Source organism: Salinibaculum salinum, from assembly GCF_037645885.1.
GTDB classification, from domain to species: Archaea; Halobacteriota; Halobacteria; order Halobacteriales; family Haloarculaceae; genus Salinibaculum; species Salinibaculum salinum.
On the sequence record NZ_JBBENW010000001.1, the window covers coordinates 281173 to 304640 of the forward strand.

Annotated in this window: 30 protein-coding genes; 14 read left to right on the forward strand and 16 right to left on the reverse strand. The window is 63.0% G+C overall.

The window, feature by feature from the left end; genetic code table 11:
* Nucleotides 1-44 precede the first annotated feature (44 nt).
* The 7 genes from WDJ60_RS01440 to tenA all read right to left on the reverse strand — a co-directional run bounded on the left by WDJ60_RS01440 (nt 45) and on the right by tenA (nt 5925).
* Nucleotides 45-905 (reverse strand): CheF family chemotaxis protein, encoded by an 861-nt coding sequence (locus tag WDJ60_RS01440; protein WP_340097963.1) that lies wholly within the window; start codon nt 903-905, stop codon nt 45-47.
* 73 nt (nt 906-978) lie between these two features.
* On the reverse strand, nt 979-1851 hold the full coding sequence (locus WDJ60_RS01445) for a CheF family chemotaxis protein (protein WP_340097964.1): 873 nt from the start codon (nt 1849-1851) through the stop codon (nt 979-981).
* A 99-nt stretch (nt 1852-1950) separates the two neighbouring features.
* A complete protein-coding gene (locus WDJ60_RS01450) occupies nt 1951-2763 on the reverse strand; it encodes an undecaprenyl-diphosphate phosphatase (protein WP_340097965.1) in 813 nt (270 codons plus the stop codon).
* An 84-nt stretch (nt 2764-2847) separates the two neighbouring features.
* On the reverse strand, nt 2848-2979 hold the full coding sequence (locus tag WDJ60_RS01455) for a hypothetical protein (protein WP_340097966.1): 132 nt from the start codon (nt 2977-2979) through the stop codon (nt 2848-2850).
* Nucleotides 2979-4511 carry a sodium:solute symporter family transporter gene (locus tag WDJ60_RS01460; RefSeq protein ID WP_340097967.1) on the reverse strand — a complete coding sequence of 511 codons (1533 nt, stop codon included), beginning with the start codon at nt 4509-4511 and terminating at the stop codon, nt 2979-2981. The genes WDJ60_RS01455 and WDJ60_RS01460 overlap by 1 nt, the downstream gene beginning before the upstream one ends.
* Nucleotides 4505-5263 carry a TenA family protein gene (locus tag WDJ60_RS01465; RefSeq protein ID WP_340097968.1) on the reverse strand — a complete coding sequence of 253 codons (759 nt, stop codon included), beginning with the start codon at nt 5261-5263 and terminating at the stop codon, nt 4505-4507. The genes WDJ60_RS01460 and WDJ60_RS01465 overlap by 7 nt, the downstream gene beginning before the upstream one ends.
* Entirely contained in the window at nt 5260-5925 is a 666-nt protein-coding gene (gene tenA, locus WDJ60_RS01470; RefSeq protein ID WP_340097969.1) for a thiaminase II, read from the reverse strand. The genes WDJ60_RS01465 and tenA overlap by 4 nt, the downstream gene beginning before the upstream one ends.
* A gap of 141 nt (nt 5926-6066) precedes the next feature.
* Between tenA and WDJ60_RS01475 the strand changes: the two genes are divergently transcribed.
* From WDJ60_RS01475 to WDJ60_RS01510, 8 genes are all read left to right on the forward strand, one after another.
* On the forward strand, nt 6067-7347 hold the full coding sequence (locus WDJ60_RS01475) for a tRNA pseudouridine(54/55) synthase Pus10 (protein WP_340097970.1): 1281 nt from the start codon (nt 6067-6069) through the stop codon (nt 7345-7347).
* Between the two features lie 100 nt (nt 7348-7447).
* Nucleotides 7448-7702 (forward strand): AbrB/MazE/SpoVT family DNA-binding domain-containing protein, encoded by a 255-nt coding sequence (locus tag WDJ60_RS01480; protein ID WP_340097972.1) that lies wholly within the window; start codon nt 7448-7450, stop codon nt 7700-7702.
* A gap of 3 nt (nt 7703-7705) precedes the next feature.
* Nucleotides 7706-8122, forward strand: coding sequence for a PIN domain-containing protein (locus WDJ60_RS01485; protein WP_340097973.1), 417 nt, complete (start codon nt 7706-7708; stop codon nt 8120-8122).
* Between the two features lie 63 nt (nt 8123-8185).
* Nucleotides 8186-8341 carry a hypothetical protein gene (locus tag WDJ60_RS01490; protein WP_340097974.1) on the forward strand — a complete coding sequence of 52 codons (156 nt, stop codon included), beginning with the start codon at nt 8186-8188 and terminating at the stop codon, nt 8339-8341.
* A 56-nt stretch (nt 8342-8397) separates the two neighbouring features.
* Nucleotides 8398-9033, forward strand: a complete 636-nt coding sequence (gene rnhB / locus WDJ60_RS01495; protein WP_340097975.1) for a ribonuclease HII — start codon at nt 8398-8400, stop codon at nt 9031-9033.
* Between the two features lie 96 nt (nt 9034-9129).
* The gene (locus WDJ60_RS01500; protein WP_340097976.1) at nt 9130-10308 is read left to right on the forward strand and encodes an NAD-dependent epimerase/dehydratase family protein; all 1179 of its coding nucleotides are present in this window, start codon (nt 9130-9132) and stop codon (nt 10306-10308) included.
* A 4-nt stretch (nt 10309-10312) separates the two neighbouring features.
* Nucleotides 10313-11251, forward strand: a complete 939-nt coding sequence (locus tag WDJ60_RS01505) for an NAD-dependent epimerase/dehydratase family protein (protein WP_340097977.1) — start codon at nt 10313-10315, stop codon at nt 11249-11251.
* A complete protein-coding gene (locus WDJ60_RS01510; protein ID WP_340097978.1) occupies nt 11244-12224 on the forward strand; it encodes an NAD-dependent epimerase/dehydratase family protein in 981 nt (326 codons plus the stop codon). The genes WDJ60_RS01505 and WDJ60_RS01510 overlap by 8 nt, the downstream gene beginning before the upstream one ends.
* Nucleotides 12225-12260: 36 nt before the next feature.
* On the opposite strand, the gene WDJ60_RS01515 is transcribed toward WDJ60_RS01510, so the two are convergent.
* From WDJ60_RS01515 to WDJ60_RS01540, 6 genes are all read right to left on the reverse strand, one after another.
* Nucleotides 12261-13850, reverse strand: coding sequence for a preprotein translocase subunit SecD (locus WDJ60_RS01515; RefSeq protein WP_340097979.1), 1590 nt, complete (start codon nt 13848-13850; stop codon nt 12261-12263).
* A 16-nt stretch (nt 13851-13866) separates the two neighbouring features.
* Nucleotides 13867-14724: a protein translocase subunit SecF gene (secF, locus tag WDJ60_RS01520; RefSeq protein WP_340097980.1), complete on the reverse strand. Its 858-nt coding sequence runs from the start codon at nt 14722-14724 to the stop codon at nt 13867-13869.
* A gap of 99 nt (nt 14725-14823) precedes the next feature.
* Nucleotides 14824-15291 (reverse strand): type II toxin-antitoxin system VapC family toxin, encoded by a 468-nt coding sequence (locus WDJ60_RS01525; protein ID WP_340097981.1) that lies wholly within the window; start codon nt 15289-15291, stop codon nt 14824-14826.
* Nucleotides 15284-15565 (reverse strand): AbrB/MazE/SpoVT family DNA-binding domain-containing protein, encoded by a 282-nt coding sequence (locus WDJ60_RS01530; RefSeq protein ID WP_340097982.1) that lies wholly within the window; start codon nt 15563-15565, stop codon nt 15284-15286. Before WDJ60_RS01530 ends, WDJ60_RS01525 begins: the two co-directional genes overlap by 8 nt.
* A gap of 46 nt (nt 15566-15611) precedes the next feature.
* The gene (locus tag WDJ60_RS01535) at nt 15612-16085 is read right to left on the reverse strand and encodes a DUF5812 family protein (protein WP_340097983.1); all 474 of its coding nucleotides are present in this window, start codon (nt 16083-16085) and stop codon (nt 15612-15614) included.
* 103 nt (nt 16086-16188) lie between these two features.
* The gene (locus WDJ60_RS01540; RefSeq protein ID WP_340097984.1) at nt 16189-16785 is read right to left on the reverse strand and encodes a DUF8056 family protein; all 597 of its coding nucleotides are present in this window, start codon (nt 16783-16785) and stop codon (nt 16189-16191) included.
* 115 nt (nt 16786-16900) lie between these two features.
* Here WDJ60_RS01540 and WDJ60_RS01545 point away from each other — a divergent pair, with 115 nt between their 5' ends.
* From WDJ60_RS01545 to WDJ60_RS01555, 3 genes are all read left to right on the forward strand, one after another.
* The gene (locus WDJ60_RS01545) at nt 16901-18199 is read left to right on the forward strand and encodes a glucose-6-phosphate isomerase (RefSeq protein WP_340097985.1); all 1299 of its coding nucleotides are present in this window, start codon (nt 16901-16903) and stop codon (nt 18197-18199) included.
* 64 nt (nt 18200-18263) lie between these two features.
* Complete coding sequence (locus WDJ60_RS01550; RefSeq protein ID WP_340097986.1) at nt 18264-19415, forward strand: CPBP family intramembrane glutamic endopeptidase; 1152 nt, start codon at nt 18264-18266, stop codon at nt 19413-19415.
* Nucleotides 19416-19506: 91 nt separating this feature from the next.
* Nucleotides 19507-19656: a CopG family transcriptional regulator gene (locus WDJ60_RS01555; protein WP_340097987.1), complete on the forward strand. Its 150-nt coding sequence runs from the start codon at nt 19507-19509 to the stop codon at nt 19654-19656.
* Here WDJ60_RS01555 and WDJ60_RS01560 read toward each other — a convergent pair.
* Both WDJ60_RS01560 and WDJ60_RS01565 read right to left on the reverse strand, forming a co-directional pair.
* On the reverse strand, nt 19653-20111 hold the full coding sequence (locus WDJ60_RS01560; RefSeq protein ID WP_340097988.1) for an NOB1 family endonuclease: 459 nt from the start codon (nt 20109-20111) through the stop codon (nt 19653-19655). The genes WDJ60_RS01555 and WDJ60_RS01560 overlap by 4 nt on opposite strands.
* A gap of 6 nt (nt 20112-20117) precedes the next feature.
* Entirely contained in the window at nt 20118-20360 is a 243-nt protein-coding gene (locus WDJ60_RS01565; protein WP_340097989.1) for a PRC-barrel domain-containing protein, read from the reverse strand.
* Between the two features lie 97 nt (nt 20361-20457).
* Here WDJ60_RS01565 and WDJ60_RS01570 point away from each other — a divergent pair, with 97 nt between their 5' ends.
* Nucleotides 20458-21012 (forward strand): plastocyanin/azurin family copper-binding protein, encoded by a 555-nt coding sequence (locus tag WDJ60_RS01570; RefSeq protein ID WP_340097990.1) that lies wholly within the window; start codon nt 20458-20460, stop codon nt 21010-21012.
* Nucleotides 21013-21218: 206 nt separating this feature from the next.
* Here WDJ60_RS01570 and WDJ60_RS01575 read toward each other — a convergent pair whose 3' ends face one another.
* A complete protein-coding gene (locus WDJ60_RS01575) occupies nt 21219-21872 on the reverse strand; it encodes a hypothetical protein (RefSeq protein ID WP_340097991.1) in 654 nt (217 codons plus the stop codon).
* A gap of 143 nt (nt 21873-22015) precedes the next feature.
* On the opposite strand from WDJ60_RS01575, the gene WDJ60_RS01580 reads away from it, so the two are divergent.
* Nucleotides 22016-22585 carry a helix-turn-helix transcriptional regulator gene (locus tag WDJ60_RS01580; protein WP_340097992.1) on the forward strand — a complete coding sequence of 190 codons (570 nt, stop codon included), beginning with the start codon at nt 22016-22018 and terminating at the stop codon, nt 22583-22585.
* A gap of 188 nt (nt 22586-22773) precedes the next feature.
* On the forward strand, nt 22774-23415 hold the full coding sequence (locus tag WDJ60_RS01585) for a hypothetical protein (RefSeq protein ID WP_340097993.1): 642 nt from the start codon (nt 22774-22776) through the stop codon (nt 23413-23415).
* Nucleotides 23416-23468 lie beyond the last annotated feature (53 nt).

The following is a 23468-nucleotide window of genomic DNA, read 5'->3' on the forward strand; positions in this document are numbered from 1 at the left end:
ACGGCGTTGCCGCGATTGGTGGTGGGGAATAATTTCCAATCGCACTACCGCTCGCCCATCGCCTCACCGGCGACTTTCCGACCCTGGGCGGTCAGCGCGACTTCCTTGCGCTCGCGGACCACTTCGACAACGTCGAGTTCGATGAGTCGGTCGTAGATTTCCTCGACTTTTTCGACGTCGATGCCGACGAACTCGGAGATGCCAAACGGCGAGACGCCCGAGTACAGCGCCATGATGACGCGGCGTTCGGTCGGTTCGAGGTCCAGATTCGCGCGATTTCGCTCTGCACCCTCTTCGAGGAGTTGTTTCAGAACGGAGATGTGGTGTTCCTGTCCGGAGAGGTGTGTCTCGACGCTCGCGCCGTCCATCGAGTGTTCGACTTCGATGACTGCGCGTTCCTCGTCGGCGACGACCTTCTCGTCGATGCCGAGTTCGCCGATGTCGTCGCGGTCGATGGCAAACTTCTGGCCGTCTTCGAGGACCATCCGCACCGCTTCTTCGCTGACCTTGAGCCGGCCACGCTGCCACTCGGCGTTCTGGACGACGCCGCCTTTGACTGCTGGATGCTGGACGTAGATGACGGCGTTGTCGAGAATCGCCCGATAGAAGTTCGTGCGAAACGTCTCGTGGTCGGCCGTCGCAAGCAGGATGATGTCGTCGCCGACGTACAGCGTCGAGTAGTTCGACTCGGTAGAGGCCGCCTGGTTGACGTCGTAGCGCTCGCCCATCTCGTCGATGTCTTCGAGCGGAATCGTGAGCTTGCCGTCGGCGACGAGTGCGATGCGCTGGTTGGTCAGGATGACCCGACACTGCTGCCAGCTGGCGTCGTTGATGTCGTGGCCGCCCTTGACGGCCCGCATGTACTTGCCCTGCGTGTCCTCGATCTTCTTCTCTGAGTTGCTCATGACCGCCGTTGCCCAGTGTTTGCCACTCGTGCAATTAGTCGTTGTGGGTGTTGCGGCGCTCGCTGCCACTTAATCACTCCTCGCTCATGGCTTCGCTGGCCATGTTCCGCCCTTGTGCGTTCAGCGACACCTCGGTCCGGACGCGGACTTCGTCGACGGCACCCACGTCCAGCAACGTCTGATAAATCTCCTCGACCTGGTCGACATCGATGCCGACGAAGTCAGACATCTCGAATGGCGAGACGCCCGAGTACAGCGCCATCAACACCTGTCGCTCCATCTCGTCGAGTTCGTAGTCGTCGTCCTGTCGGTCTTCGATGACCGTCTCCAGTAGCGACTCCAGTGCGCGGGAGTGCCACGCCATCCCGGAGAAGTGCGTCTCGACCGAGCGGTCCTCGGCGTCGGTGTGTTCGACTTTGACGACAGTGCGACCCTCGCCCATCACCTGCTGGGTTTCGGTGTCGATAGTGCCGACGTCCTCGATGCCGAAGGTGAGTGATTCCCCACCAGGCAGGCCGACGTTGACGGTGTCGTCGTCGAGGCGAAATCGACACTTCGACCAGGATGCGTCGTCCTGGATGACGCCGCCGACCACTGCCCGGTGTTTGACCAGGATGACCTCGTCGTGGAGCGCAGCCCGGCAGTACTCCGATTCGAAGTCACCGACGCCCTGTGCGTCGATGAGGATGACGTTGTCACCGATCTGTAGCGGTGTTGCAGTCGTCGTATCGACACCATCTGGGACGATATCGTCCTCGCCGTGGGGGACCAGAATTCGGGAGTGTGGGATGGCCTGCTTGCCGCCGCTGGTGGCCAGTACCATCCGCTTGCTCGTCAGCACAACCCGACAGGACCGCCAGTCGCTGTCGTCGAATCGCTGGCCGTCCTTGACGACGTAGCGGTAATCGCCAGAGGTGTCGACGAGCTTCTGTTCTCCCTCGCTCATTGCCCGTTGTTGTCCGGAGGTAGTCGGCCGACGTACATAAGTGCTGACGAATCGACGGGCGGGCCACCGAATGGGGCGCTTACTGTTGATTGGGTTTGCTCAGATAATTAGCAGCCCCCCACCAATGACTGCTAGCGCGCCGAACCCGACACAGACTTTCCAGAACGCCACCCGCTCGACGACGCGCGTGAGTGCGTCCACAGTGAGATAGCCCACGACACCACTCACCACGAGTGCGACTGCCGCTGTCGCCGGGTCGATTGCGGGCAGTCCGTCGTCCAGTACGACGAGGAGTCCCGCACCGAACGCGGCCGGAATTGAGAGCACGAAAGAGAGTCTGAGGGAGTCTCCACCTTCGTGGCCGCGCAACAGGAGCGCGCTAACGGTCGTTCCCGACCGGGAGACGCCGGGCAGTACTGCGACGCCCTGGAGCGCACCGACGAGCACCGCGTCTATCAGGTCCGGCTGGCCGCGGGTTGCGCGGGCACGTGATTCGGCCGTGCGCATCAAAACCCCCGTTCCCAGCAGGAGCGCGCCGATGAGCGCGACGAAGGCACCGCCGGCGACGGCCGAGACCAGTTCTTCCAGTGCGAGATACCCGCTGAAGCCGACGACCACCGAGACGGCCGTCGCGAGTGCGAAGAAGGTGAGGTCTGCCGTCTCGCTGTCGAAGGCAGTGCTGGGGTTCCACGCGGGAACGTCGGCGAGGACCTCGGCGAGGACGTCGCGGTAGTACACTGTCGCGGCGACGCCGGTGCCGGCGTGCAAAAAGAGCGCGAACTGCGTCGCCGCGCTGGGGTCAGCATCGAGTGCAGTGAGTGCGAGCGCGACGCTGCCCTCGCTGGAGACGGGTATCCACTCCAACAATCCCTGCACCAGCCCGACGACGGCGGCGACCAGCCACTCGACCATGTGCGGGAGAGCGGCGGCCGCCGTGAAAAGCAGTCGGATTCTCGCTGCGAGTGGCTCGGAATTCAGGGCGGGGCCTGCCGCTCCTCAGGGCCCGTTGCCGACCAGCCAGCCCGCCTCGCGCACGACGATGTAGACCTCGTAGCAGAACACGAGGAACACGCCGACGATTCCGCCCCACAACAAGAGCCCGAAGAGGGTCGGTCCGATGGCCGCCATCAGTCCGACACCTCCGAACCGCCGTCGACGGCGGGGTCGTCCAGCCGACTCGTCTCCCCCGAGAGCGCATCGAGATCCTGTTCGGTGTTCGAAAGCCAGGAGATGAGCAGCGTCAGGGCAGTCGAGACGAGGAAGGCACCCGCAAAGGAGGTGAGATAGAGCGGGTCGGCCGCCGGCAGCAGGTCGCCGATAACGGGGATTGCGGTGATGGAGCCGCGAAAGTCCGGAAAGTACGCCAGTCCCACGGCCAGCCCGACGACGCTACTGGCGAGCGCGCCGGAGCCGGTCAGTCTCCGCGAGTAGAGGCCGTAGACGAGCGGGAAGGCCACGGCTGCACCCAGCAAATCAGCCAGGAAAAAGAGCCTGAGGACACTCTGTGCGCGGAGGCTGACGTAGATGGCGGCGACAGCGACGACGACGGTCAGGGTCCGGGCACCCAGTCGGAGCGTGCGGTCGTCGGGGGCGGCGAGCAGGCGCGGCAGGTCGGCGGTGACGATGCTCGACAACGCGTTGAACAGGGTGTCCACGGAACTCATCACGAGCAAGAGCGCCAGCAGGACGACCGCGAGGACGATCCACTCGGGGAACGCCGCGTTCAGTAGCAGGAACAGGGAGATGTCGGCGTTGTACTCCGGACCGAGCGCCGTGACGACTTCGGTCTGGCCGACGGCGACGATGCCGAAGAGGGCAGCGACGAACACGATGAGACTGTTGGCGACGGTTGCGTTCCGGAAGCCGCGACGGACCGTCTCGCTGTCTTTCCCGGCGTAGATTCGCTGCCACCAGGTCTGGTTGATGAGTTCGGCACCGAGGATGGCGAAGGCGAGCGCCACGCCAAACTGCAGGCCGGCGGCAAAGCCGGGGTCGAGCAGTGCGGGATTGGCGGCCGTGATGCCGGCGTGGATGGCGCCGCTGCCGCCGAGTGCGACGACCGCACCGGCGAAGGCAACGGCGAGCAGTGGGAGCACGAGCAGTGCCTGGATGGTGTCGGTGAAGATGCTCGCCCGGAGGCCGCCGTAGCCGGTGTACAGCAACACGAAGCCCCCGACGAGGACGGCCGTCTGCCACTGGGGGACGCCGGCGACCAGCGAGAGCGCGCCCGCGATGCCGGTCAGTTCGGCCGCGAGGAAGACGAACATGTAGAGTGCGCTCACGAGGAGGACGAACGCGTACATCGCGTCGCCGTAGCGGGCGTGAGCGTACTCGGTCAACGAGTGGCCGTCGGGGACGAGTTCCCGAATACGCGGGCCGAGCTTCGAGTACGCGAACATCGGGGCAGCCTCGCCGATGGCGTAGCCAACGACGGCGGCGATACCGAACGCGGCACCTGCCTCCGGCGCGGCGAAGAGTATCCACACGCCCATCACGGACGCGACGAGCGTCGTCGTCATCTGTCCATTCCCCGCCGAATTGCGAGCCGTGATGAGGTCCTCGACCGACTGGACCGACCCCCGCGAGTACCAGACGCCGAGGCCGGTAAACACCACGAGCGTCACGACAGTCAGCCCCAGCGCGACGGCGGTGCTTACCACGTCTCACCACCTCCCGACGGCGGTGTGTCGGGGTCGTACGCGGCATCGAAGAACGCCACTTCGAGTTCGACGGTCCGGCCGAAGAGTCGCTCCAGTCGTGCTTGCCGGCGCGACGACGCTGCCGCCCCTTCGCGGTCCAGCTCTGCTCGGAGCCACCCGACGAACTCCTCGAACTCCTCGTTCGCGTGAAGGTCGACCCACTCTGCGAGGTAAAACCGGTCGGGTCGCTGGTTGGGTTCGGGTGTCGCCCACGACAGGTATATCCACTCCGCGGGGACGAGGACTGCGAGCGTCTCGGCGTACCCGCCCTCGCCTGCGGCGCGGACGAGAAGGTCCTCGAAGGCGCGTGTCGTCGGTGTCAGGTCGGGGTCGGCGTAGGTCTCCTCGTCGGTCCCGAGCGCGTCGAACGAGCGCTCGAAGTAGTCGTTCTCGTCAGCAGTCAGCACGCCGAGAAAATCCGAGAGCCGCGATTTTGCCGCCATCGTGGGTGCGTCACCGACGGCATGACCGAACACTCCGACCAGCGTTTCGAGAAACGCGTAGTCCTGAATCAGATACTGGCGGAACGCGTCGTCGCCAAGTGTATCCGCTCGGAGCTCTGCAGTGAATCGATGACCCGTCGCCTCGGTCCACGACGGCTCGGCGCGTGCCCTGACCCAGTCGGTAAACCGCGCCTCTGTCTGTTCGGACGCGTACAGCGCGTAGGAGTCTGGCACGTCTCCCGCTTCCGTACCTGCGCCGCCGCCGCTCATATTGGCCACCCCTGCTGGTTCCAGGCGGCGTCCCAGAACAGGTACTCGTACCGGGCGGAGGTCCGGAACCGCTCCCGGTAGCGCTCTTTCTCTGTTGCTGTTGCGTCCGCTGCCACGTCGTCCATCAGGTCCTTGCACCACTCCGCGAGTTCGGTAAACTCCTCGCCGGCGTACATCTCGATCCACTCGGCGTACCCCTCGTGGTCCGGTATGCCCCGTTCGGCGAGGCGCTTGCCGGTGACGTTGAACCCCCACATACAGGGGAGCAACGCGGCAACCAACTCGCCGAAGGTGTCCGTCGCCGCCGTGCGAACGAGAAAGTCGGTGTATCCCTGTGTCGTTGGCGACGGCGTGGTCGCCTCGAGTTCTGCCTCGGAGATGCCGAAGTCCGCGGCGTACGCCCGGTGGAGGTCCATCTCGGTGTTGATCGTCGACTCCAGCAACTCCGCGAACGTCCCCATCCGGTCGAGATCGGGCGCGTTCGCCCCGCCGTAGGCGAACATACGGGCGTACTCGACCAGGTAGACGTAGTCCTGTCGGACCCAGTATTTGAATGGCTCCTCGTCGAGCGTTCCCGCGCCCAACTGCTCGACCATCGGATGGCCCAGAATGGCGTCCCAGATCGGATCGCCGATGGTCGCGAGGTTGTCTGTGAATGGCATATCCGTACTGTCTTTCCCGCGCCTATTAATGGTTGGTATAATTCAGTTATATCACAATCGTTCCCCGAACCACACCGGGTGTTGTCGTGTTGCATCCAACGGTTCGAAAGGGAATTACGCCGGCCCGCCGTGGACCCGACAATGACACTGCTTTCGCCTGCCCGTGACGCACTCGCCACGGGACCGCTCTGTGACGCCTGTCTGGGCCGTCTCTTCGCCGACCGGAGTTTCGGGCTGACCAACGCCGACCGCGGCCACAGCCTCCGCGTTGCCGTTGCACTCGAAGACGACGAACCGTTCGAGGACCCAGACGACGAGTGCTGGGTCTGTGAAGGCGAGTGTGCCCGCTACGACTGGTGGGCCGAAAACGCCGCTGCTGCGGTTCGAGGGTACGACTTCTCGACCTACCAGGTTGGCACTCGCGTGCCGCCGCTCCTCGAGGAAAACGACTTGCTCCTCCGCGAGGAGGCGGGACTCGATGAAGATGCCGGCGAACTCCTCAAATCGGAGTTCAACCGGGAGGTCGGTAAGCGGTTCGGCGCGCTGACCGACACCGAAGTCGACTTCGGCCGACCTGACATCATGCTCCACTGTGACCTCACGACCGACGAGGTCGAGGTGCAGGTCAACTCCGCGTTCGTCTACGGCCGCTACCGGAAGCTGAAGCGGGACATCCCCCAGACGAAGTGGCCCTGCCGGGACTGCAACGGGACCGGCCGCCAGCGCGACGAACTCTGCGACGGCTGTGACGGTACGGGGTATCGCTACGACGAGAGCGTCGAGCAACTGACTGCACCGGTTGTCGAAGAAGCGATGGACGGTTCTGGCGCCACCTTCCACGGCGCTGGCCGCGAGGACGTCGACGCGCTGATGCTCGGCTCCGGTCGCCCCTTCGTTATCGAGGTCGATGACCCCCACGTCCGCGATATCGATACCGACCCGCTCCAGGCAGATATCAACGACTTCGCCGACGGGAAGGTCGAAGTCGAGGGACTCCGGCTGGCGACTCACGAGATGGTCGAACGCGTCAAGGAACACGACGCCAGCAAAACGTACCGGATGGACGTTTCACTCGACGAACCCGTCGACCAGGAGACGTTCGACGCCGCACTGGACGAACTCGACGGGGCGACTATCTACCAGGAGACGCCCCAACGCGTCGACCACCGGCGCGCGAGCAAGACGCGCACGCGAGAGGTCTACAGTATCGACGGGACCGTCGACGGTGATACCGCCGAACTCGAAGTCCACGGCGAGGGCGGCCTCTACGTGAAGGAACTGGTCAGCAGCGACGAGGGCCGGACCGAACCCAGTCTCGCCGGCCTGCTGGGTGTCGGTGCCGAAGTCACCGCACTGGACGTGCTGGACGTGGAAGGCGAAGCGGAACCCTTCGCTGACGAGGACTTTTTCCGGGACGCGTAATCTGCTCGGATAGAAACCTTCTGCTGTGGTCAGATTCAGGGTATTCTTTCTCAATTCACGGGAAAATATTAGCATCTTCACGCCCGAGTGTGATATACGAATGTCCAAATCCACAGACGAACGGGGGCGTATTTATCTCCCGAAAGATGTCCGTGAACAGTTCGGGGAGGAGTATCGGATTGTCGAACTTCCCACACACGTTGCCCTGTTTCCTGTCGACGACGACCCACTCGAAGGTGCGCGGGATGCGGTCGGCGATGCGTTCCAGAACAGGACCGTCGACGAACTGAAAGATGACGCGCGTGCGTCGATTAGCCGTGAGGTTGCCGACGAGATAACACAACGTGGTGAATGAGGTGTGTACGTCGAAACCGATTTTCTCTTTGCACTGCTCAAAGACGACGACTGGTTGGCCGCTGAAGCCGAACAGGCCCTCGCAGACCACGACAACATCCACACATCGATTCTATCGTACGCCGAACTACTGGTTGCGTTATACGACCGAGATGAGAGCGAATACGCTACCGAACCGGCACGGGCAGTGACGAATCTTCTTGAACTCGTCCCAATTCAGCCACAAACTCACGAAGAGGCTGTCCTCGCTGCAGCGGCGTTTCTGGAGGAGAACGATCTCACCCCGTTCGACGCACTGCACGCGGGAATTGTCTCCCAGGGCCATGAGCGCGTATTGTCGAGTGAACGAGACTACGATGCTCTCGGTGTGAGCCGACTCCCACTGGAACCATCCGAGGGTGAGACCAGTGCTGACGAGTGAGACAACACCACTCGGCGAAACTCACTTGTCGTGGTAGCACATAACACGGGCTGGTAAGTCCCAATGTGTCACTTCCGTGAATTCGAGTCCGTCCGCTGGAAAGAACTGGCAGAAGACGACGCGGAAGACGAGCCAGCAGAGGAGATGGACCTGCCGGAGATGGAGACGCCGAAAATCGAGACGCCGGAGTTCGAGGAGCCGGAGATTGCTGACGACTGACAGTCGTCAGACGACCAAGCACAATCGTTTTTTGCCGGGGGACGAACCGGATAGCTATGCAACTCGGCGTCGACGAGGCGGGGAAGGGACCCGTACTGGGGTCGATGTTCGCCGCGGCGGTGCGTGCCAACCCCGAGCGCCTGCCCGACGGTGTCGGCGACTCCAAGGACATCCAACCGGCACGCCGCGAGGAACTTGCGCTGGCTATCCACGACGTAGCTGACGCCGTTGCCGTCGCGGAGATTCCTGTCGAGCGTATCGACGACCCCGAGACCGACATGAACGCCCTGACCGTCGCCGCCCACGTCGAGGCGCTCGCTGGCGTCGCCAGAGATGGCGACGAGGCGTACGTCGACGCTGGTGATACCAACGCCGTCCGGTTCGAACAGAACGTCGGCGACGGCGTCTCCGCGGACGTGGATTTGCGTGCAGAACACGGCGCAGACGAAACGTACCCCATCGTGGGCGCGTCCTCGATCGTCGCCAAGGTAACCCGCGACGCCCACGTCGCCCGTCTCAGTGCCGAGTACGGCGACGTGGGGAGTGGCTATCCGAGCGACCCGGCAACACGGGATTTTCTCCGGGAGTTCGTCGCCGATAACGACTGTCTGCCGGCGTGTGCGCGCAGTTCCTGGCAAACGAGTCAGGACGTGCTGGCGGCCGCAAATCAGGCCTCGCTTTCTGACTTTTGAGGTGGTCTGGCTGTCGTGTCTCAGCGTGGCTAGCCACGGCTTCGTCGTGACGACAAGATATTTATTCGAGGGCAGTTACTCAGAATATGAGTAACCATGACGATACTCGTCACAGGCGGCGACGGCTACATCGGCTGGCCGACCGCCCTGCGCATCGCCGACCGGACAGACGAACGAGTGCTCGCCGTCGACAACTTCGCCCGCCGCGAGTGGGTCGAAGAAGTTGGCTCTGTGAGCGCGATTCCCGTCGCCAGCATCGAGGAGCGAATCGACGCGGCCGAGGAGACACTCGGGATTCGAAACCTCTCCTTTGCCGAGGGTGACCTCACCGAGAAATCCTTCGTCGACGAACTCCTGACGGTCCACGAACCGTCGGTAATCGTCCATACTGCGGCCCAACCGTCCGCACCCTACTCGCAAATCAACGGTGAGCGGGCCAACTACACCCAGCACAACAACCTCCAGGCCACTCGGAACCTGCTGTGGGGACTCGACGACCACGACCTCACCGACACCCACTTCATCGAGACGACGACGACCGGCGTCTACGGCGCACCCGAGTTCCCGATTCCCGAAGGCGGCGCAGTCATGGAAAACGACGGCGACCGGGACGAGGTGCCCTTCCCCAACATCGGCGGCAGCTGGTATCACGCCACGAAGGGTTTCGACGCCCAGAACATGCGCCTGGCCAACACCCAGTTCGGCATCCCCGTTTCGGACGTGCGGACGGCAATCACCTACGGCACCGAAACCGAGGAAACCCGCCAGGACGACCGGCTGAAGACCCGATTCGACTTCGACTACTACTTCGGGACGGTCGCCCACCGCTTCTGTGCCCAGGCCGTCGCAGGCTACCCTGTCACCGTCTACGGGAAGGGCGAACAGCGCAAACCGTTCATCTCGCTCGAAGACGCCGTCGAAGGACTGGCTCAGATTGCGCTGACTGACGCCGACGAGCGTCCGGATGACCTCACGGTCTACAACCAGGTTACCCGCGCTATCAGCATCGTCGAAGTCGCCGAAACCATCGCAGAGGCCGGCGACGCCTACGACCTCGACGTGGCCGTCGAGCACTTCGAGAACCCCCGCGACGAGGACGAGACCCACAAGATGGAAATCGAGAACGACCGCTACCACGAAGTCATCGGCGGGCAGGCGCAGTCGTTCGAGGCGGCGATGGACGACGTGCTCGCGTCGCTGACCCGCTACGCGGACGTCATCGAGGCCCACGAGGACCGCTTCCTCCCGGGCGTGCTCGAAGACGACGAGGAGTGAGGCGATGAACGTTCTCGTCACCGGTGTCTGTGGCTACATCGGGAGCGAACTCGTCGCACAGTTGCGTGACCGCGACGACGTCGACCGTATCGTCGCACTCGACAACCTATCGTCGGGGTCGCCCCGCGTCTTCTTCGGGCAACTCGACGGCTCCATCGAGTTCCACCGCGGCGACGTTCGCGAGTACGGTGATGTCGAGAGCGTGATGCGAGACGTCGATACCGTGGTCCACCTCGCCGCGATTACCGGCGCGGCGAGTACCCACGACCGCCGCGAGGAGACCTTCGCTATCAACCTCGACGGCACGGAGAACGTCCTGAAGGCCGCGAGCAAACTCGGCGTCGAGCACGTCGTCTTCGCCTCCTCGTGTAACGTCTACGGGCGGGCGACGAGTACCGACATCGACGAGACGGTCGACCCCGACCCGATCAACCCCTACGCCGAGACGAAACTCCAAGCCGAGTCGCTGCTCTCGGAGTACTGTGCGGACGGCGAGATGACCGGAACCGCGCTCCGGATGAGCACGAACTACGGCTACTCGCCGGGCGTCCGGTTCAATCTGGTCGTCAATTACTTCGTGTTCCGGGCGCTCACCGGTCGAGCGCTGACCGTCTACGGTGACGGCTCGAACTGGCGGCCGTTCATTCACGTCGAGGACGCCGCTCGTGCCTACGCCGACGCCGCCTGCAATCCCGACGCGTGGTCCCAGACCGTCTACAACGTCGGGAACACCGACGAGAACTACCGCGTCGCAGACGTTGCGGCTATCGTCCGCGAAGAGGTCGGCGACGTGGACATCACGTATCTCGAAGACGAACACCCCGGGCCGTCCTATCACGTCAATTTTGACCGCCTGGGCGAGACCGATTTCGACCCGGCGTGGACGCTCCGCGAGGGCGTTCGCGACCTGGCACAGCGATTCAGAAGCCAAATCCATGACTGACACACCAGCAACATCGTCGCCCCACATTGCCGTCACCGGCGCAGCGGGCTACATCGGCAGTCGCGTCGTCGCAGAACTACAGGAGGTCCATCCCGACTGGGAGGTGACCGCGCTCGACAACTTCTATCTCGGTGACGTCCGCACTATCGGCGATGTCGATGTCCAGCACGTCGATATTCGGAATCGCGACCGACTGGAGGACGCACTCGCCGGTGCCGACGTGGTGCTGCACCTCGCGGCCATCTCCGGCGTCGACGACTGCGAGGAGCGGGCCGACCTGGCCTACGAAGTCAACGTCCATGGCACCGACAACGTCGCCTGGTTCTGCCGGAAGACCGGGACAGCCCTCGCGTTCCCGTTCTCGATGGCCGTGCTGGGCGACCCCCAGTCGTTCCCGATCACCGTCGACCATCCGCGCGACCCGATGAACTGGTACGGGCGCACCAAGTACCTCAGCGAGCGCAGCATCGAAACCTTCGCCGACGGCTCGTTCCCGGCCCACCAGTTCATGATCTCGAACCTCTACGGCCACCACACCGTCGACGGTCAGCGCATCTCGAAGGGAACGGTGATCAACTTCTTCGTCGGTCGGGCACGCGCCGGCGAGACGCTCACGGTGTACGAACCCGGGACCCAGTCCCGAAATTTCGTCCACGTCGTCGACGTGGCCCGGGCGTTCGTCCGGAGCACAGAACGACTGGTCGAACAGGTTGCGGCCGAGGAAACCGGCGTCGAAAAGTACGAGATTGCGACCGACGAGGACCCGAGCGTTGAGGCGATGGCCGAACTCGTCGCCGCCGTGGCCAGCGAACAGCAGGGTCAGCGGCCACCGGTCGACATCGTCGAGAACCCGCGCGGTAACGAGACGCTGGTCAGTAATTTCGACGTCGACTGGTCGCGCGCCCGCGAACAGTTGGGGTGGGAACCGACCCGGACTGTCGAGGGGACGGTTACAGAGTTGCTCGCAGAGTAGTATCGGACACTTTTCTCAAAAAACAGCGACGGTCGACTACTTCTCTTCCTCGAGGAGGAGGTTCCGGAGCACGTCACCGTAGGCGGGCCGGGTGACGAGCACGCCGATGAGGACACCGACGATGGTGACGATGGCAAAGCCCTGGAGTTCGCCCAGCGAGAGGACTGCGAGCGGACTCATGGCGATGATGGTCGTCGCCGCGGCCGCGCCGATGACCCAGAACGCCTTCCGGAAGCGGTTCTGGAACACCCGCCCGGTCGCCACCTCCCCGCTTTGCAATATTTCGTCGGCGATGATGACGAGATCGTCCACCCCCGTCCCAATGACCGCGATGAGGCCGGCGATGTGTGAGAGGTTCAGCGCCAAGCCGATCGCCGAGGCGAAGCCGAGCAGGATGAACACCTCAGCGCCGGCGGTCAGCAACATCGGGATGGCGACGCGTGCCTCCCGGTAGCGGTAGAAGATGACGCCGCTGACGACCAGCCAGGCGATGAGGCCGGTCAGGAGTGCGAGGGGCTTGAACTGCTGTGCGAGGCTCGGTGCCAGATACAGCTCAGACTGGATGTCGAGTTCGGTCGGCAGTGCACCGGATTCGAGGTTGAGTTTGATCTCCTGAGCGTCGGAGAGATTGTTCGTGGTGATGCTGAACTGCGGGCGGTTGATGAACTCCTCGCGGTTCTCCAGTGTCGTCGCGAGGTCCTGTGTCATCGTCGCTGCGGACTGCCGTTCGCCGTCGACGACGGTGTAGAGACACCAGCCGGGGTCTTCAGGGGACTGCCGCCATCGGCAGTTCCCGATCCCCTCGTTGGTGAAGCCGTTCTCGACCATCACCTGCTGGAAGTTCCCGGCGGCGTCCTCGGTCATCGTGACGCCGACAGAGGGTCGTCCCTCCTGGCTCTCTCGCACCGGCGAGATTCCGGTGAAATCACCCTGAGTCAGCACCGAGACGTTCCGGTACTCGGTGCCGTTCTCGGTCTGGACGGGGAAGCCCGCGACGACCTCGACCCGACCCGGCTCGCCGATGAGGTCCTTCACTTCAGACCGGGTCGCTCCCGGCACTTCGATGACCAGGAAGTCCTCTCCGGTCGCCGCCTGTACGGTCGAGGCATCGCCACCAGTCAGTCCGCCCTGGTTGATTCGCCTGTCGAGGACGTTCTCAGCGGTGTCGAACGTCGAACTCGTCACGCCGTCACGAATCTGGTTTGTGGATACGTCGAGTCCTGCTTCACCGAGTGCGTCCGCGAACTCCTGTTGCGTGACGTTGTCGTCGAACACTTCGATGGTGTTCGACTCCTGGCGGATGTTCACGTCGATGGCATCGACGCCGAGTTCGTCCGAGACGGTCTGTCGGATGGCCCGGTCGTCAGTCTGGTTGTTGGCGATGCCGACGTTCTCGGCCGTCAGCCCGACAAGTTGCGCCCGGAGTCGCGTCCCGCCGGAGAGTTCGAGTCCGAACTGCAGATTCGTTATCCCGTCGTCGTTGCTGACCTGCGTGCCGTTTCCAATGCTGCTGTTGTTGTCGGTCGCTGCGTCACCGGCGTCACCCGTCGGTGCGAACAGCGCGATACCGCTCAGGACGATGAGTATCACCAGCGCGACGATGCGCCAGTTCTCTCGAATCTCCATCACCACTCACCTCCGATCATTTCGCGACTCCCTCGTACTTGTAGTAGCGAAGCAAGCTCATGTTCAACATGTAGGTGTTCATCAGGTCAGCAGTCAGCCCGAAGACGAGAATCAACCCGATTTCCGGGAGCAGTGGAATCCCGAAGAAGGTCGCGACGATCGTCATCACGATCATCGCCGAGATAGACGTGAGCGTCATCGTTATCCCGGTCCGCATGGCTCGGTAGGCGCTCTCGTAGAACCCGCCACGCCGCCGCAGGACGTGGTTGTTCAACAGGATATCGGAGTCCACCGAGTAACCGATGAGCATCAGCAGTGCAGCCACTGACCCGAGTGTCAGCGGGATGTCGAGGACGTTCATCAGTGCGACCGGAATCATGATATCCGAGAACGCAGAGACGACAACGGCGATCGAGGGGATGAACGTCCGGAAGAGAACGAACACGAGCGCGCTCATCCCGGCGAACGCGACGACCAGTCCGAGCAGTGCTTGCCGCTGGGAGTTGGTCCCGAAGGTCGCCGACCGCTGTTGTACCTGCTCTATTTCGTATCCTGATTCTTCGGCGGTGCTCTCGATGTTCGCGGTGTCCTCTGCCTGCGTGGTGAGGATGTACGTTCCACCGCCAGCCGCCGACTGGACGGATTCGTATTCCGTTCCGCTGAACGTCTCTCTAACCTGAGAGAGGTCGTCGTCCGCAGTAAAGCGAACCTCGGTCCCGCCAGTGAAAGCGATTCCGAGGTCGACCGGCACGCCAAACATAACGTACCAGACGGCGATAACGAGCAGTGCGAGGCCGAGTATCGCCAGCGGCACCATCGCGAGCTGGCGATTCGAGTACTGCTCGTAATCGATGTCCGATACCTCGAAGTCCATGCGCGGTGGTGTGAGAGCGGCCGGAATAAGCCTTCCCTTTGACGACTGGTCGTGGCGCCGTAGTACTCTCGATAGTACGTTAGCGTCGCGGTATCCGGGTCAATTGTCGAGGAACTCGGTCAACTGTTCGAACTCCGCTGGCGAGAGAATGATCTCGGTCGCGAAGTCGTCGAACTGCTCGAAATCGTTGTCGATAGTCACCACCGTATTCACGCCTTCCTCAATGGCGACCTGCGCGTAGTACCCGTCCCAGCCGTCGACGTTCGCGTCGCTTGCACGGTCGAATCCGCCACGGACGATTTCCTCGGGCATCCGGTCATACCAGTGAACCCGCTTTGCGTCCATGAAGTTCCCGAGCAGTCGGGATGCGTCGGCGTTTGAGTAGCCGTAGTACGTCGTGAGTACGGTGTGTGCCCCGACCACTGCGGGATACGGAACGACCGCGTCTATCTCCCCGGCGATGGCATCCCGAACGTACGAGAGGGCCGTGTCGCGGACCGGGGCTGTCGTGTGGGCGAGCGCGATGACGCCGACGTCGAAGAGATAGGGACCACCCGCGTCACTCATCGCTGTCTCGCTGTGCCCCGCGGCGGACTGCATCCCGGTGTTTCCTCGCGACCGGCTCGATGTCGTCCAGCGGTTTCGTCTCCTTGCCTTCCGAAGCAGCCTCGTCGACGAGTCGCTCCATGCGGTCGAGTATCTCCGCTGGGTCGTCCTCCGGTTCGACCACTGCCTTGCCGTCTTCCTCGCGGATTTCGACCTCGGTCCCAACGGTGATTCCGAGTCGCTCCCGTACGTCCTGTGGCAGGACGACTCGCCCCTTCGAGTCCACTTTGGCCATGTTCCCACTTTGGGTGGGAAAACAATAACCGTTGTGCTGGCGTCGCTCAGTCCGGCAGATATCGGACGCTCACCACGCCGTCGGCCGCGCGCACCTCCACTCGGTCGACTCCCAGCTTCGCCGCTTGGGTCAACGTTGCTTCGTCCCCAAGAACGTCCGCCGTCGCCTGTTCGGTCTGTTCGTCGGGGACGGTGATGACGTGCAGTTCCCCCTCGCCGGCCCGCTCCTGTCGGGTCATCTCCCCGACTGGCTGGTCGGCCGCAATTTCACGAGCCTGTTTAGTCGGTGGTTCCGGGCTCTCCTCGACGGGGACCGTCCGCTGGCTGGTCAGTTCCTCGACGGTCCACGTGACTTCCATCGGTGGTTCGGGTGCCACCGTCGCGACCAGTATCTCGCCCTCGCTTATGCCAGGATTGTCCGAGAGCGTGTGGACCTGTCCGTCGGTCACGTCCCGAAGGACCGCCGCGCCGTCGTCGGCATCGGTCACGAGAAAGGTTCCCTCTTTGGCTCCGTCAGTCATGGGCGCTCGTATGCCCGGTTACCGCTTGTCGGTTTCGACTCTCTCGAAACCGCCGGCGTAGCAGATGGCCGATACTGAGCGCGGGTAGCGACAAGACGCCGCTCTACCGCAGGTAGCGGTCGACCAGCGGAATACTGACGCCGACGAGTGTCGGCGGGAGGATGCCAACCAATTGCGGCAGGGCGTAGAGTACCCGAATCACGGGTGCGAACAGTCCACTCGGCTCGGGCCGGGTCGTGGTTGTGTCGCCGAACTCGAAACTCTCGGGCATCGCGATGACGATGCCGACGTACAGCGCGAGGAGGAAGCCAAACCCGAGCAGTCCCATCACGAAGTCGTACCGCTCATGAGAGACTGCTTGGAGGCGGGCACGCCGGGCGACGTACAGAATCGGTGCGAGCACTGGCGCCAGCACCAGCGCGCCGACGACGATGACGAACGACCGCGCGAAGGTGAACGTGCCGCCGCCAGCGCCCAGCGTGTTGCTGACGACCACCAGTAGCGAGATGATAAACTGCAGGGCGATAAAGGCGGCCGCGAGGCCGCCGACGGCGGCATAAATCTTGAACAGCCGCGACTTGCTGTGCCGGAACGCGTACGGAAAGGCACCGAAGAGACCGCTGTACTCGTCGTCGCTGTCGGCGGCTTGGTCGGTCTCCGTTGCCGCCTCCGGACTGGCGGTTGCCTCTCCGTCGCTCATTGCCTTACCCTTCGTCGCAGCGAGGAAAAACGGCGCGGTCCCGGTCCAGTGGACTCGCTGACACCACCCACCGCCAGTCGTGACACCTATGCCAAATGGGGGCGAGCACCCGTCTATGCAGGTAGATATCGGAAACGCGCTCGCGTCGGTGGCCGACCCCGGCGTCGGCGCGGACGCGCTCGACGTACTCGACGACCGGGTTGCCATCGCTCACGACCGCATCGCCGCCGGCATGGCCGACGACGATTTCGGCTACGCCTCGCTGAACCTCCCCGAGCGGACCGACGCTGCTGCCATCGAGTCGGCTGTCGAACCGCTCGCCGACAGCGACGCCGTCCTCACCGTCGGCATCGGCGGCAGCGCGCTCGGCGCGGCAACCGTCTCCACCGCGCTCGGCCCAAGCGACACCACACACCGCGTGCTGGACAACGTCGACCCCGAGGCAGTCGCCGAAGTACTCGACGACCTGCCGCTTGACTCGACGGCGGTCAACGCCGTTTCGCGCTCTGGCACCACCGCAGAAACCCTCTCGAACTTCCTCGTCGTCCGTGATGCGATGGAGTCGGCGGGCGTCGACTGGACTGACCAGACCATCGTGACGACCGGTGAGGCGGGGCCGCTCCGCGCGCTCGCCGAGGAACACGATCTGCCCGCGCTGGACGTGCCCGACGGCGTTCCCGGCCGCTTCTCGGCTCTCTCCGCGGTCGGACTCGTGCCGGCGGCGATTCAGGGTCACGACATCGAGGCAGTTCTCTCCGGTGGGCAGGCAGCGATGGACTCACTCTCCGATTCGCTGTACGACTGTCCCGCGTACGCCTACGGCGCGCTCGCGTACGCACTCGACCAGCGCGGCGCGTCGGTCAACGCCGTGATGCCGTACGCCGAGCGGCTCGAACCCTTCGCTGAGTGGTTCGCACAGCTGTGGGCCGAGAGCCTCGGCAAGGACGGACTCGGGCAGACGCCAGCTCGCGCGCTCGGTGCGACCGACCAGCACTCCCAACTGCAACTGTATCGCGCCGGCCCGCGCGACAAGATGGTCACGCTCGTCCGCGCGAGCGAGCGCACCGACCGCGAGATTCCCGAAACCGACGTCGAGGATCTGGCGTATCTCGGTGGCACGGGGTTGGGTGAGTTGCTCGACGCCGAGTTCGAGGCGACCGAGGCCAGCCTGGCTGCGGCCGGCCGGCCGAATGTCCGTATCGAACTCGACCGGCTCGATGCCCGCGGCATCGGAGAACTGCTCTACGCCATGGAAGTCGCATGCGTCCTCGCGGGAGAACTCTACGGCATCGAGACGTTCAACCAGCCCGCCGTCGAGTGGGGGAAAAACGCCGCGCGCGGTCTGCTCGGTGCCGACGGGGAGTTCCCGGAAGCCGACGCTGTCGCCGAGAAAGAACGCCTCGTCGTCGAGTGACGCTTCTGTCGCCGAGACGCCCGGAACGGTGTCACTTTAGTTTCTGCCGCCGCTACCGTCGGTAATGGCAGATGACTCCGCTGGTCTCGGTCGCGAGCCCGCGCGACCGGCCGACCCCCTCCGACCGATTGCGCCGACGATCGGGACAGTCGCGGCGGGGCTGACACTCGCCGTACTGTTCGTTCCCGGAACTGGAACCGACGCGACGGTCCAGTCGCTCCCGCTTGCCACGCTTGGGCGAGGGGCTGCCGCGCTTGCGCTGGTTGTATTCGTTCTCACACGCCGTGTCGACGCGCCCGAACGGGCAGTCGGAGCTATCGCTATTCTCGCTGGGCTGATCGTCGCGAGCGCCGACCTTCTCACGCTCTTTGGCGAACTGAACGTCTGGCGGCAACCTGCCGGACTCCCGCTCGCGACCGCTGGTGCGATACCCGTCGTCGGGATGGGCACCGCGATGGTGCTGTCGCTCTCGGACCGGCGGGTGTTCGCCGTCACGAAGGCGATTTCGCTGATGACGGCTGTCGGTGGGCTGGGCTTTTTCGTCAGTATCGTCGGTGGCAATCTCCTCGTCCTTCCGTTCGTGGCAATCCTCGACACGACGGCGCTCAGCGTCACCTACCCGCTGTTGACCGTCGGCGTCGCACTCGCTACGTTCGCGTTCGTCGCCGCCATGTTCCGGTGGCTGGGTGTGGACCGCTCGTGGCTGGACCTCTCCGTCCCGTCGCTCCGGGGGATCGGGCTGGTTGTCGCCGGGCTACTGGTCCTCATTCTGATACTGAACGTCCTGACGGCGCTCATCTCGGAACTGGGACTGCCTGCCGTCGAGAGCGGTGTCGAACAGCAGGCACGCCAGTCTGACACTCCCGAGTTCCTCCTGTTGCTCATCCCGCTCTCGTTTCTCGCGATTGCTCCGAGCGAGGAACTGCTCTACCGGGGTCTCGTCCAGAAGTACCTCTACGACACGCTCGGCAAGGTCGGAGCAGTCGTCGCCGCCAGCGCTATCTTCGCGGCGATTCACTTCGGCCAGTACGCCAGCCCGGACCCGATTCAGATGGCCGTCTCGCTGTCTGTCGTCTTCGTGCTCTCACTGGTGCTCGGTTACAGCTACGCCCGATCGGAGAACCTCGTCATCCCGATTCTCATCCACGGCACCTACAACGCGCTCACGTTCTTCGCGATGTACGCCCGCGTTACCGGGATGGTCGGGACCGGATGAGTGGAAATCGGTCTGTTCGGGCGCTGACGACGCTGTTGTCTGACTGTTGTCTGACGTGTGCTTAAGTACGTGCGTCGACACATCGTATGGTATGGCAACTCGGTACACGGTCGTCTGTGACGACGACCTTGCCCGTGAGGTCGAAACGCTGGCACGGGAGTTCGACCTGACCGAAGAGGAAGTGCTCCGCCAACTCATCGACCTCGGGATGGCCGAAGTCGACGAGGGTGCCCCGGCCTAGGCGGGATTCTTCCTTGAGAGTTCGCTGCCACAGATGGGGCAGCGGTCGTGGTTCTCGTCGAACTCGCGACCGCAGCCCTGACACTGGAAGGTCCACTCGCGCTGTTCGGTGATGCCGTCCTGATTGATGACTTCGACCGGAACCTCCAGTTTCTCCGCGACGTTTTGCATCGCGTAGTCGTCGGTCACCAGACGACCGTCGAGTTCGAACGCGGCGGCGATGAGGCGGATGTCCGTCCGAGAGAGTTCCTCGAAATCGCCCGTCTCGCGGGCGGCCCGCTCGATTCGCTCGACGGTTCCCTCGTCGGGGATGTGGAGGTACATCCCCGACCCCTCCATGGCGTCGAAGCGGTAGGCACTCTCGTCTTCCAGTTCCTCCCGAACGAGCGGAATCGTGGCGATACGCTCGTCGGTGTGATATTCGTTGATAAAAGCTGAGGAGTCGAGAATATACATCCGAAGTTAGCGTTCGATAATCATGTGGTCTTTCACGGCCTGGACTCGCCCGACGGGGACGAGCAGGCGACCGGCGTGATCCGTGTCGAAATCCGTCTGGACGCCCCGGTCGTCGTTAGGCGTGATGACGAGGTCGTCGAGGCGCCCCGAATCGAGGTCCATCGTAATGTTGTACAGCATGCCGAGTTCGGCTCCGTCCGAACCCATCACGGCCTTCCCGGAGAGGTTCTCCGCGAGTATCTCTGCCATGGGTCGTTCTTTTGAGTCGGGCAACATAAACGCCACGGGGGCTGTCTGACGCGAAGTGACCCCAGTACCTAACTGTATTCTCCCCTTTCTCGGGTGTATGAACCGTCGCAGACTGCTTCAGTCGCTCACCGCTGGCCTCACTATCGCTGTCGCCGGCTGTGGTGGGAGCGACGACGCGACACCCACCGATACTGGCCCCGACACTGACACCACGCAGCTCTCGCCGACCCCCGAACCGACCGACACACCAGCGACGCCAGCGGAGACGCAATCAGCAACCGCGACTGAGACACCATCGCCGGAAACGCCGACTGCGACGCCGGAACCGACCCCCGAACCGACACCGACTCCGAGCCCGGCGGCACAGACCGTCGAGATCGGTGCTGGTGGTGGACTCTCGTTTGCACCGGACTCGTTTACCATCAGCGCCGGTGACACTGTCGAGTGGGGCTGGGTCGGAGCCAATCACAACGTCACACCGAACTCGATACCGACTGAAGCAGAGTGGTCAGGGACACCCGGTGCACCCGACGACACGTTCGACGAGGGGTACACGTACCGCTACACCTTCGACGTGCCGGGCGAGTACACGTACTACTGCAATCCACACCGCGGGGCGGGGATGACGGGGTCGTTTACTGTCACTGAATGACCTGTGTCGTCTCCGCAGGTGGGGCAGCCGAGTGCCTCAGGGTCGTCCGAGACAGCGAAGCAGTCTCGCGATGGTGGGAGAGGAAATACTGCTCGAACCACCAGAATCCGCGGTAACGCTCTTTCTGTCTGCACTCTCGTCTAGGTTTTTCCACCTCAGAAATCGTACGACAGAGTGACCGACAGTCTCGATTCTCGCGGTTCGTCTCAGCTGATACTTTCGAGGACCGTTTCACTCTCGAGATCGACAATTACCGCATATCGCGTAGTTTCAGTTGCCGTGTCACGGACTCTGACGATTGCCTCGTCTTCGACGTACGAAGCGCTCGGCTGTTTACTGGCAACGGTGACCGAACTCTTACTTCTCTGGACCGTGACGTTCTCGGCGCTTTCGATAGTGTACCCGTCGTCGAACTCTACGGAGCTGTTGTTTGGCACCTCGACTGTCGTCTCGAACTGTATGTTCGACTCAGCGTTCACCTTCCTGATCGGCTCGACGGCGAGTGTCACATTCGCAGTCTCTTCGATCGTTCTGGCGACGGTCGCATTTTCACTGGCGATCGCTCGTGCACGCTGTTGCTCGTCGGCAGTCAACGGACCGCGATTGTCTATTGTGATTGTTATCCGACTATCACTTGTCGAGACCGCGACCGCGTCCGTCGCTGTAATATTCTCAACGATGTCGACTTGCTGGTTCCCACTCTCGAGGGTCACGTTGCTGCCCGATATATCGACTTTGCCAGTTTCGCGGCCGTCGGCGATCGTATCTCCGATACCCAGCGCGGTTCCGGACCAGGCTAAGGCGATGCCGAGTACGCCGAGACCGAGCACTGCGAGGACACGATGGGTACGGTCGGTCACGGATACACGTTCGCTGAAAGACCACATGAGTCCTGCGATGAAATACGATGAAATGCGTTTCACGGCAGTTTCAAGCGCTTTTCACGACGAATCTCCGATCTGAAACCGACGCACATTAGGGGCCGTCTCCGGATACTCCACTCATGGACTTGCGGGCCCTCCACGGAACGGACTTCCTCACGGCAGTCGTCTTTCTGGCGTCGACGCTCGTGCTCGCAGTGCAACTCATCAATCCCTCACCAGTGGTCGTTTCGGTCGGCGAGAACGGGACCGAAGTGGCCGAATTGGGCGGCTATTTTCGGTACCGTGATGTCTCAATCATTGCCATCTCTTCGTGTCTGCTCGGTGCAAGCGGATCATTCCTGTTAACGAGTGTTTCACCTGATTCTCGATACGCTGCGAAACCGCCGTCGGGAGCACAGACGGCCGAAAGGGCCGACCGTGACGACGGCGACGACTCTCTCGAACCCAGCGACGAACTGCTCGAAGCGCGCCGACAGGAATGGGAGGAGACCGCCGAGCGTCTCGTCAACAACGAACAGGAGATCTACGAGATTATTCTTGATGCCGACGGCGTTATCGCACAGAGCGATATTGTCGAGCAAACGGACCTCTCGAAAGCGACCGTTAGCCGAACGCTGGACAGTCTGGAGACAAAAAACGCCGTCGAGCGAAAGCGTCGCGGCATGGGAAACATGGTTTTGCTTCTGTAACGTTTGGTTTTCGCTGTCGCTGGAACCGGTTCCGATCCGTTCGGAACGGCCACTCAACGCCCCTCTATGTGGGTTTTCAGATAACGCCCACCTGGCGTGGTTCGGACACCGACGCGGGACCGCAACGCCGCCCAGTCGGGCAGGGATCGCTGGTCACGACGGTGCGCTCCGAGCCACCCAGAGACACAATGCGAACCAAACTGATCGCGCTCGCACTCACGGCGATGTTGACCATCGGTGCTGGTGGCGTTGTCGCCGCCGGTGCGAGCCCCGCGACAGACGAAACGCACGACGACCAAACTGAACACGAGCAGACGGACGAAGTCGGCAACTACGAGTTCGTCGTCTCCGATGAGGACCAGTGGCTGACCGACCGACAGGAGTCCACGGAGTCGATTCCGAAACTCGTGATGAACGACGCGGACGCGAGCGAGCAAGTCCGCCAGGTATTCGCTGAGGATGAGCGATTGCAGATGGAACTCTACGGCTCACTCGGTGAAGGCGATGACAGCGCACACGTCCGAATTACCGCTGTAGACCCCGAGAGTTCGGTCGATCCACTCCTCGTCGAGGTTACGGTTGACCTCGAAAACGAAACGGTCACCGTCGTCGGCAGTGACGACGAGCGAACGACCGCCGACGAGACGGTCACGGTCGAACAGTCGGTCACTATGGACGACCTCAACGTCACCGACTCCGACATCGCCGAGGGAACTGACCAAATCCTGACGACCAGCCACGTCGAGCCGGACGGTTACGTCGAGACGCTCTCCGCCGAGAGCTTCATAGAAATCCCACTGAGCAATAGTTCCGCCGTGGTCGAGAACTGAGTTTCGGACTCCACACGCTCCCGATTCTCGACTCTTATTTGGCCACGACCTCT

Bases quoted from the DNA above. Each gene is read 5' to 3' on its own strand.
- WDJ60_RS01515 (WP_340097979.1), bottom strand. From the start codon at position 13,850: ATGGAGATTCGAGAGAACTGGCGCATCGTCGCGCTGGTGATACTCATC.
- WDJ60_RS01455 (WP_340097966.1), bottom strand. From the start codon at position 2,979: ATGGCGGCCATCGGACCGACCCTCTTCGGGCTCTTGTTGTGGGGCGGA.
- WDJ60_RS01500 (WP_340097976.1), top strand. From the start codon at position 9,130: ATGACGATACTCGTCACAGGCGGCGACGGCTACATCGGCTGGCCGACC.
- WDJ60_RS01480 (WP_340097972.1), top strand. From the start codon at position 7,448: ATGTCCAAATCCACAGACGAACGGGGGCGTATTTATCTCCCGAAAGAT.
- WDJ60_RS01475 (WP_340097970.1), top strand. From the start codon at position 6,067: ATGACACTGCTTTCGCCTGCCCGTGACGCACTCGCCACGGGACCGCTC.
- secF (WP_340097980.1), bottom strand. From the start codon at position 14,724: ATGGACTTCGAGGTATCGGACATCGATTACGAGCAGTACTCGAATCGC.
- WDJ60_RS01440 (WP_340097963.1), bottom strand. From the start codon at position 905: ATGAGCAACTCAGAGAAGAAGATCGAGGACACGCAGGGCAAGTACATG.
- WDJ60_RS01530 (WP_340097982.1), bottom strand. From the start codon at position 15,565: ATGGCCAAAGTGGACTCGAAGGGGCGAGTCGTCCTGCCACAGGACGTA.
- WDJ60_RS01510 (WP_340097978.1), top strand. From the start codon at position 11,244: ATGACTGACACACCAGCAACATCGTCGCCCCACATTGCCGTCACCGGC.
- tenA (WP_340097969.1), bottom strand. From the start codon at position 5,925: ATGCCATTCACAGACAACCTCGCGACCATCGGCGATCCGATCTGGGAC.
- WDJ60_RS01580 (WP_340097992.1), top strand. From the start codon at position 22,016: ATGGACTTGCGGGCCCTCCACGGAACGGACTTCCTCACGGCAGTCGTC.
- WDJ60_RS01445 (WP_340097964.1), bottom strand. From the start codon at position 1,851: ATGAGCGAGGGAGAACAGAAGCTCGTCGACACCTCTGGCGATTACCGC.
- WDJ60_RS01585 (WP_340097993.1), top strand. From the start codon at position 22,774: ATGCGAACCAAACTGATCGCGCTCGCACTCACGGCGATGTTGACCATC.
- WDJ60_RS01540 (WP_340097984.1), bottom strand. From the start codon at position 16,785: ATGAGCGACGGAGAGGCAACCGCCAGTCCGGAGGCGGCAACGGAGACC.
- WDJ60_RS01545 (WP_340097985.1), top strand. From the start codon at position 16,901: ATGCAGGTAGATATCGGAAACGCGCTCGCGTCGGTGGCCGACCCCGGC.
- WDJ60_RS01535 (WP_340097983.1), bottom strand. From the start codon at position 16,085: ATGACTGACGGAGCCAAAGAGGGAACCTTTCTCGTGACCGATGCCGAC.
- WDJ60_RS01505 (WP_340097977.1), top strand. From the start codon at position 10,313: ATGAACGTTCTCGTCACCGGTGTCTGTGGCTACATCGGGAGCGAACTC.
- WDJ60_RS01565 (WP_340097989.1), bottom strand. From the start codon at position 20,360: ATGGCAGAGATACTCGCGGAGAACCTCTCCGGGAAGGCCGTGATGGGT.
- WDJ60_RS01450 (WP_340097965.1), bottom strand. From the start codon at position 2,763: ATGGTCGAGTGGCTGGTCGCCGCCGTCGTCGGGCTGGTGCAGGGATTG.
- WDJ60_RS01555 (WP_340097987.1), top strand. From the start codon at position 19,507: ATGGCAACTCGGTACACGGTCGTCTGTGACGACGACCTTGCCCGTGAG.
- WDJ60_RS01490 (WP_340097974.1), top strand. From the start codon at position 8,186: ATGTGTCACTTCCGTGAATTCGAGTCCGTCCGCTGGAAAGAACTGGCA.
- WDJ60_RS01570 (WP_340097990.1), top strand. From the start codon at position 20,458: ATGAACCGTCGCAGACTGCTTCAGTCGCTCACCGCTGGCCTCACTATC.
- WDJ60_RS01550 (WP_340097986.1), top strand. From the start codon at position 18,264: ATGGCAGATGACTCCGCTGGTCTCGGTCGCGAGCCCGCGCGACCGGCC.
- WDJ60_RS01560 (WP_340097988.1), bottom strand. From the start codon at position 20,111: ATGTATATTCTCGACTCCTCAGCTTTTATCAACGAATATCACACCGAC.
- rnhB (WP_340097975.1), top strand. From the start codon at position 8,398: ATGCAACTCGGCGTCGACGAGGCGGGGAAGGGACCCGTACTGGGGTCG.
- WDJ60_RS01525 (WP_340097981.1), bottom strand. From the start codon at position 15,291: ATGAGTGACGCGGGTGGTCCCTATCTCTTCGACGTCGGCGTCATCGCG.
- WDJ60_RS01465 (WP_340097968.1), bottom strand. From the start codon at position 5,263: ATGAGCGGCGGCGGCGCAGGTACGGAAGCGGGAGACGTGCCAGACTCC.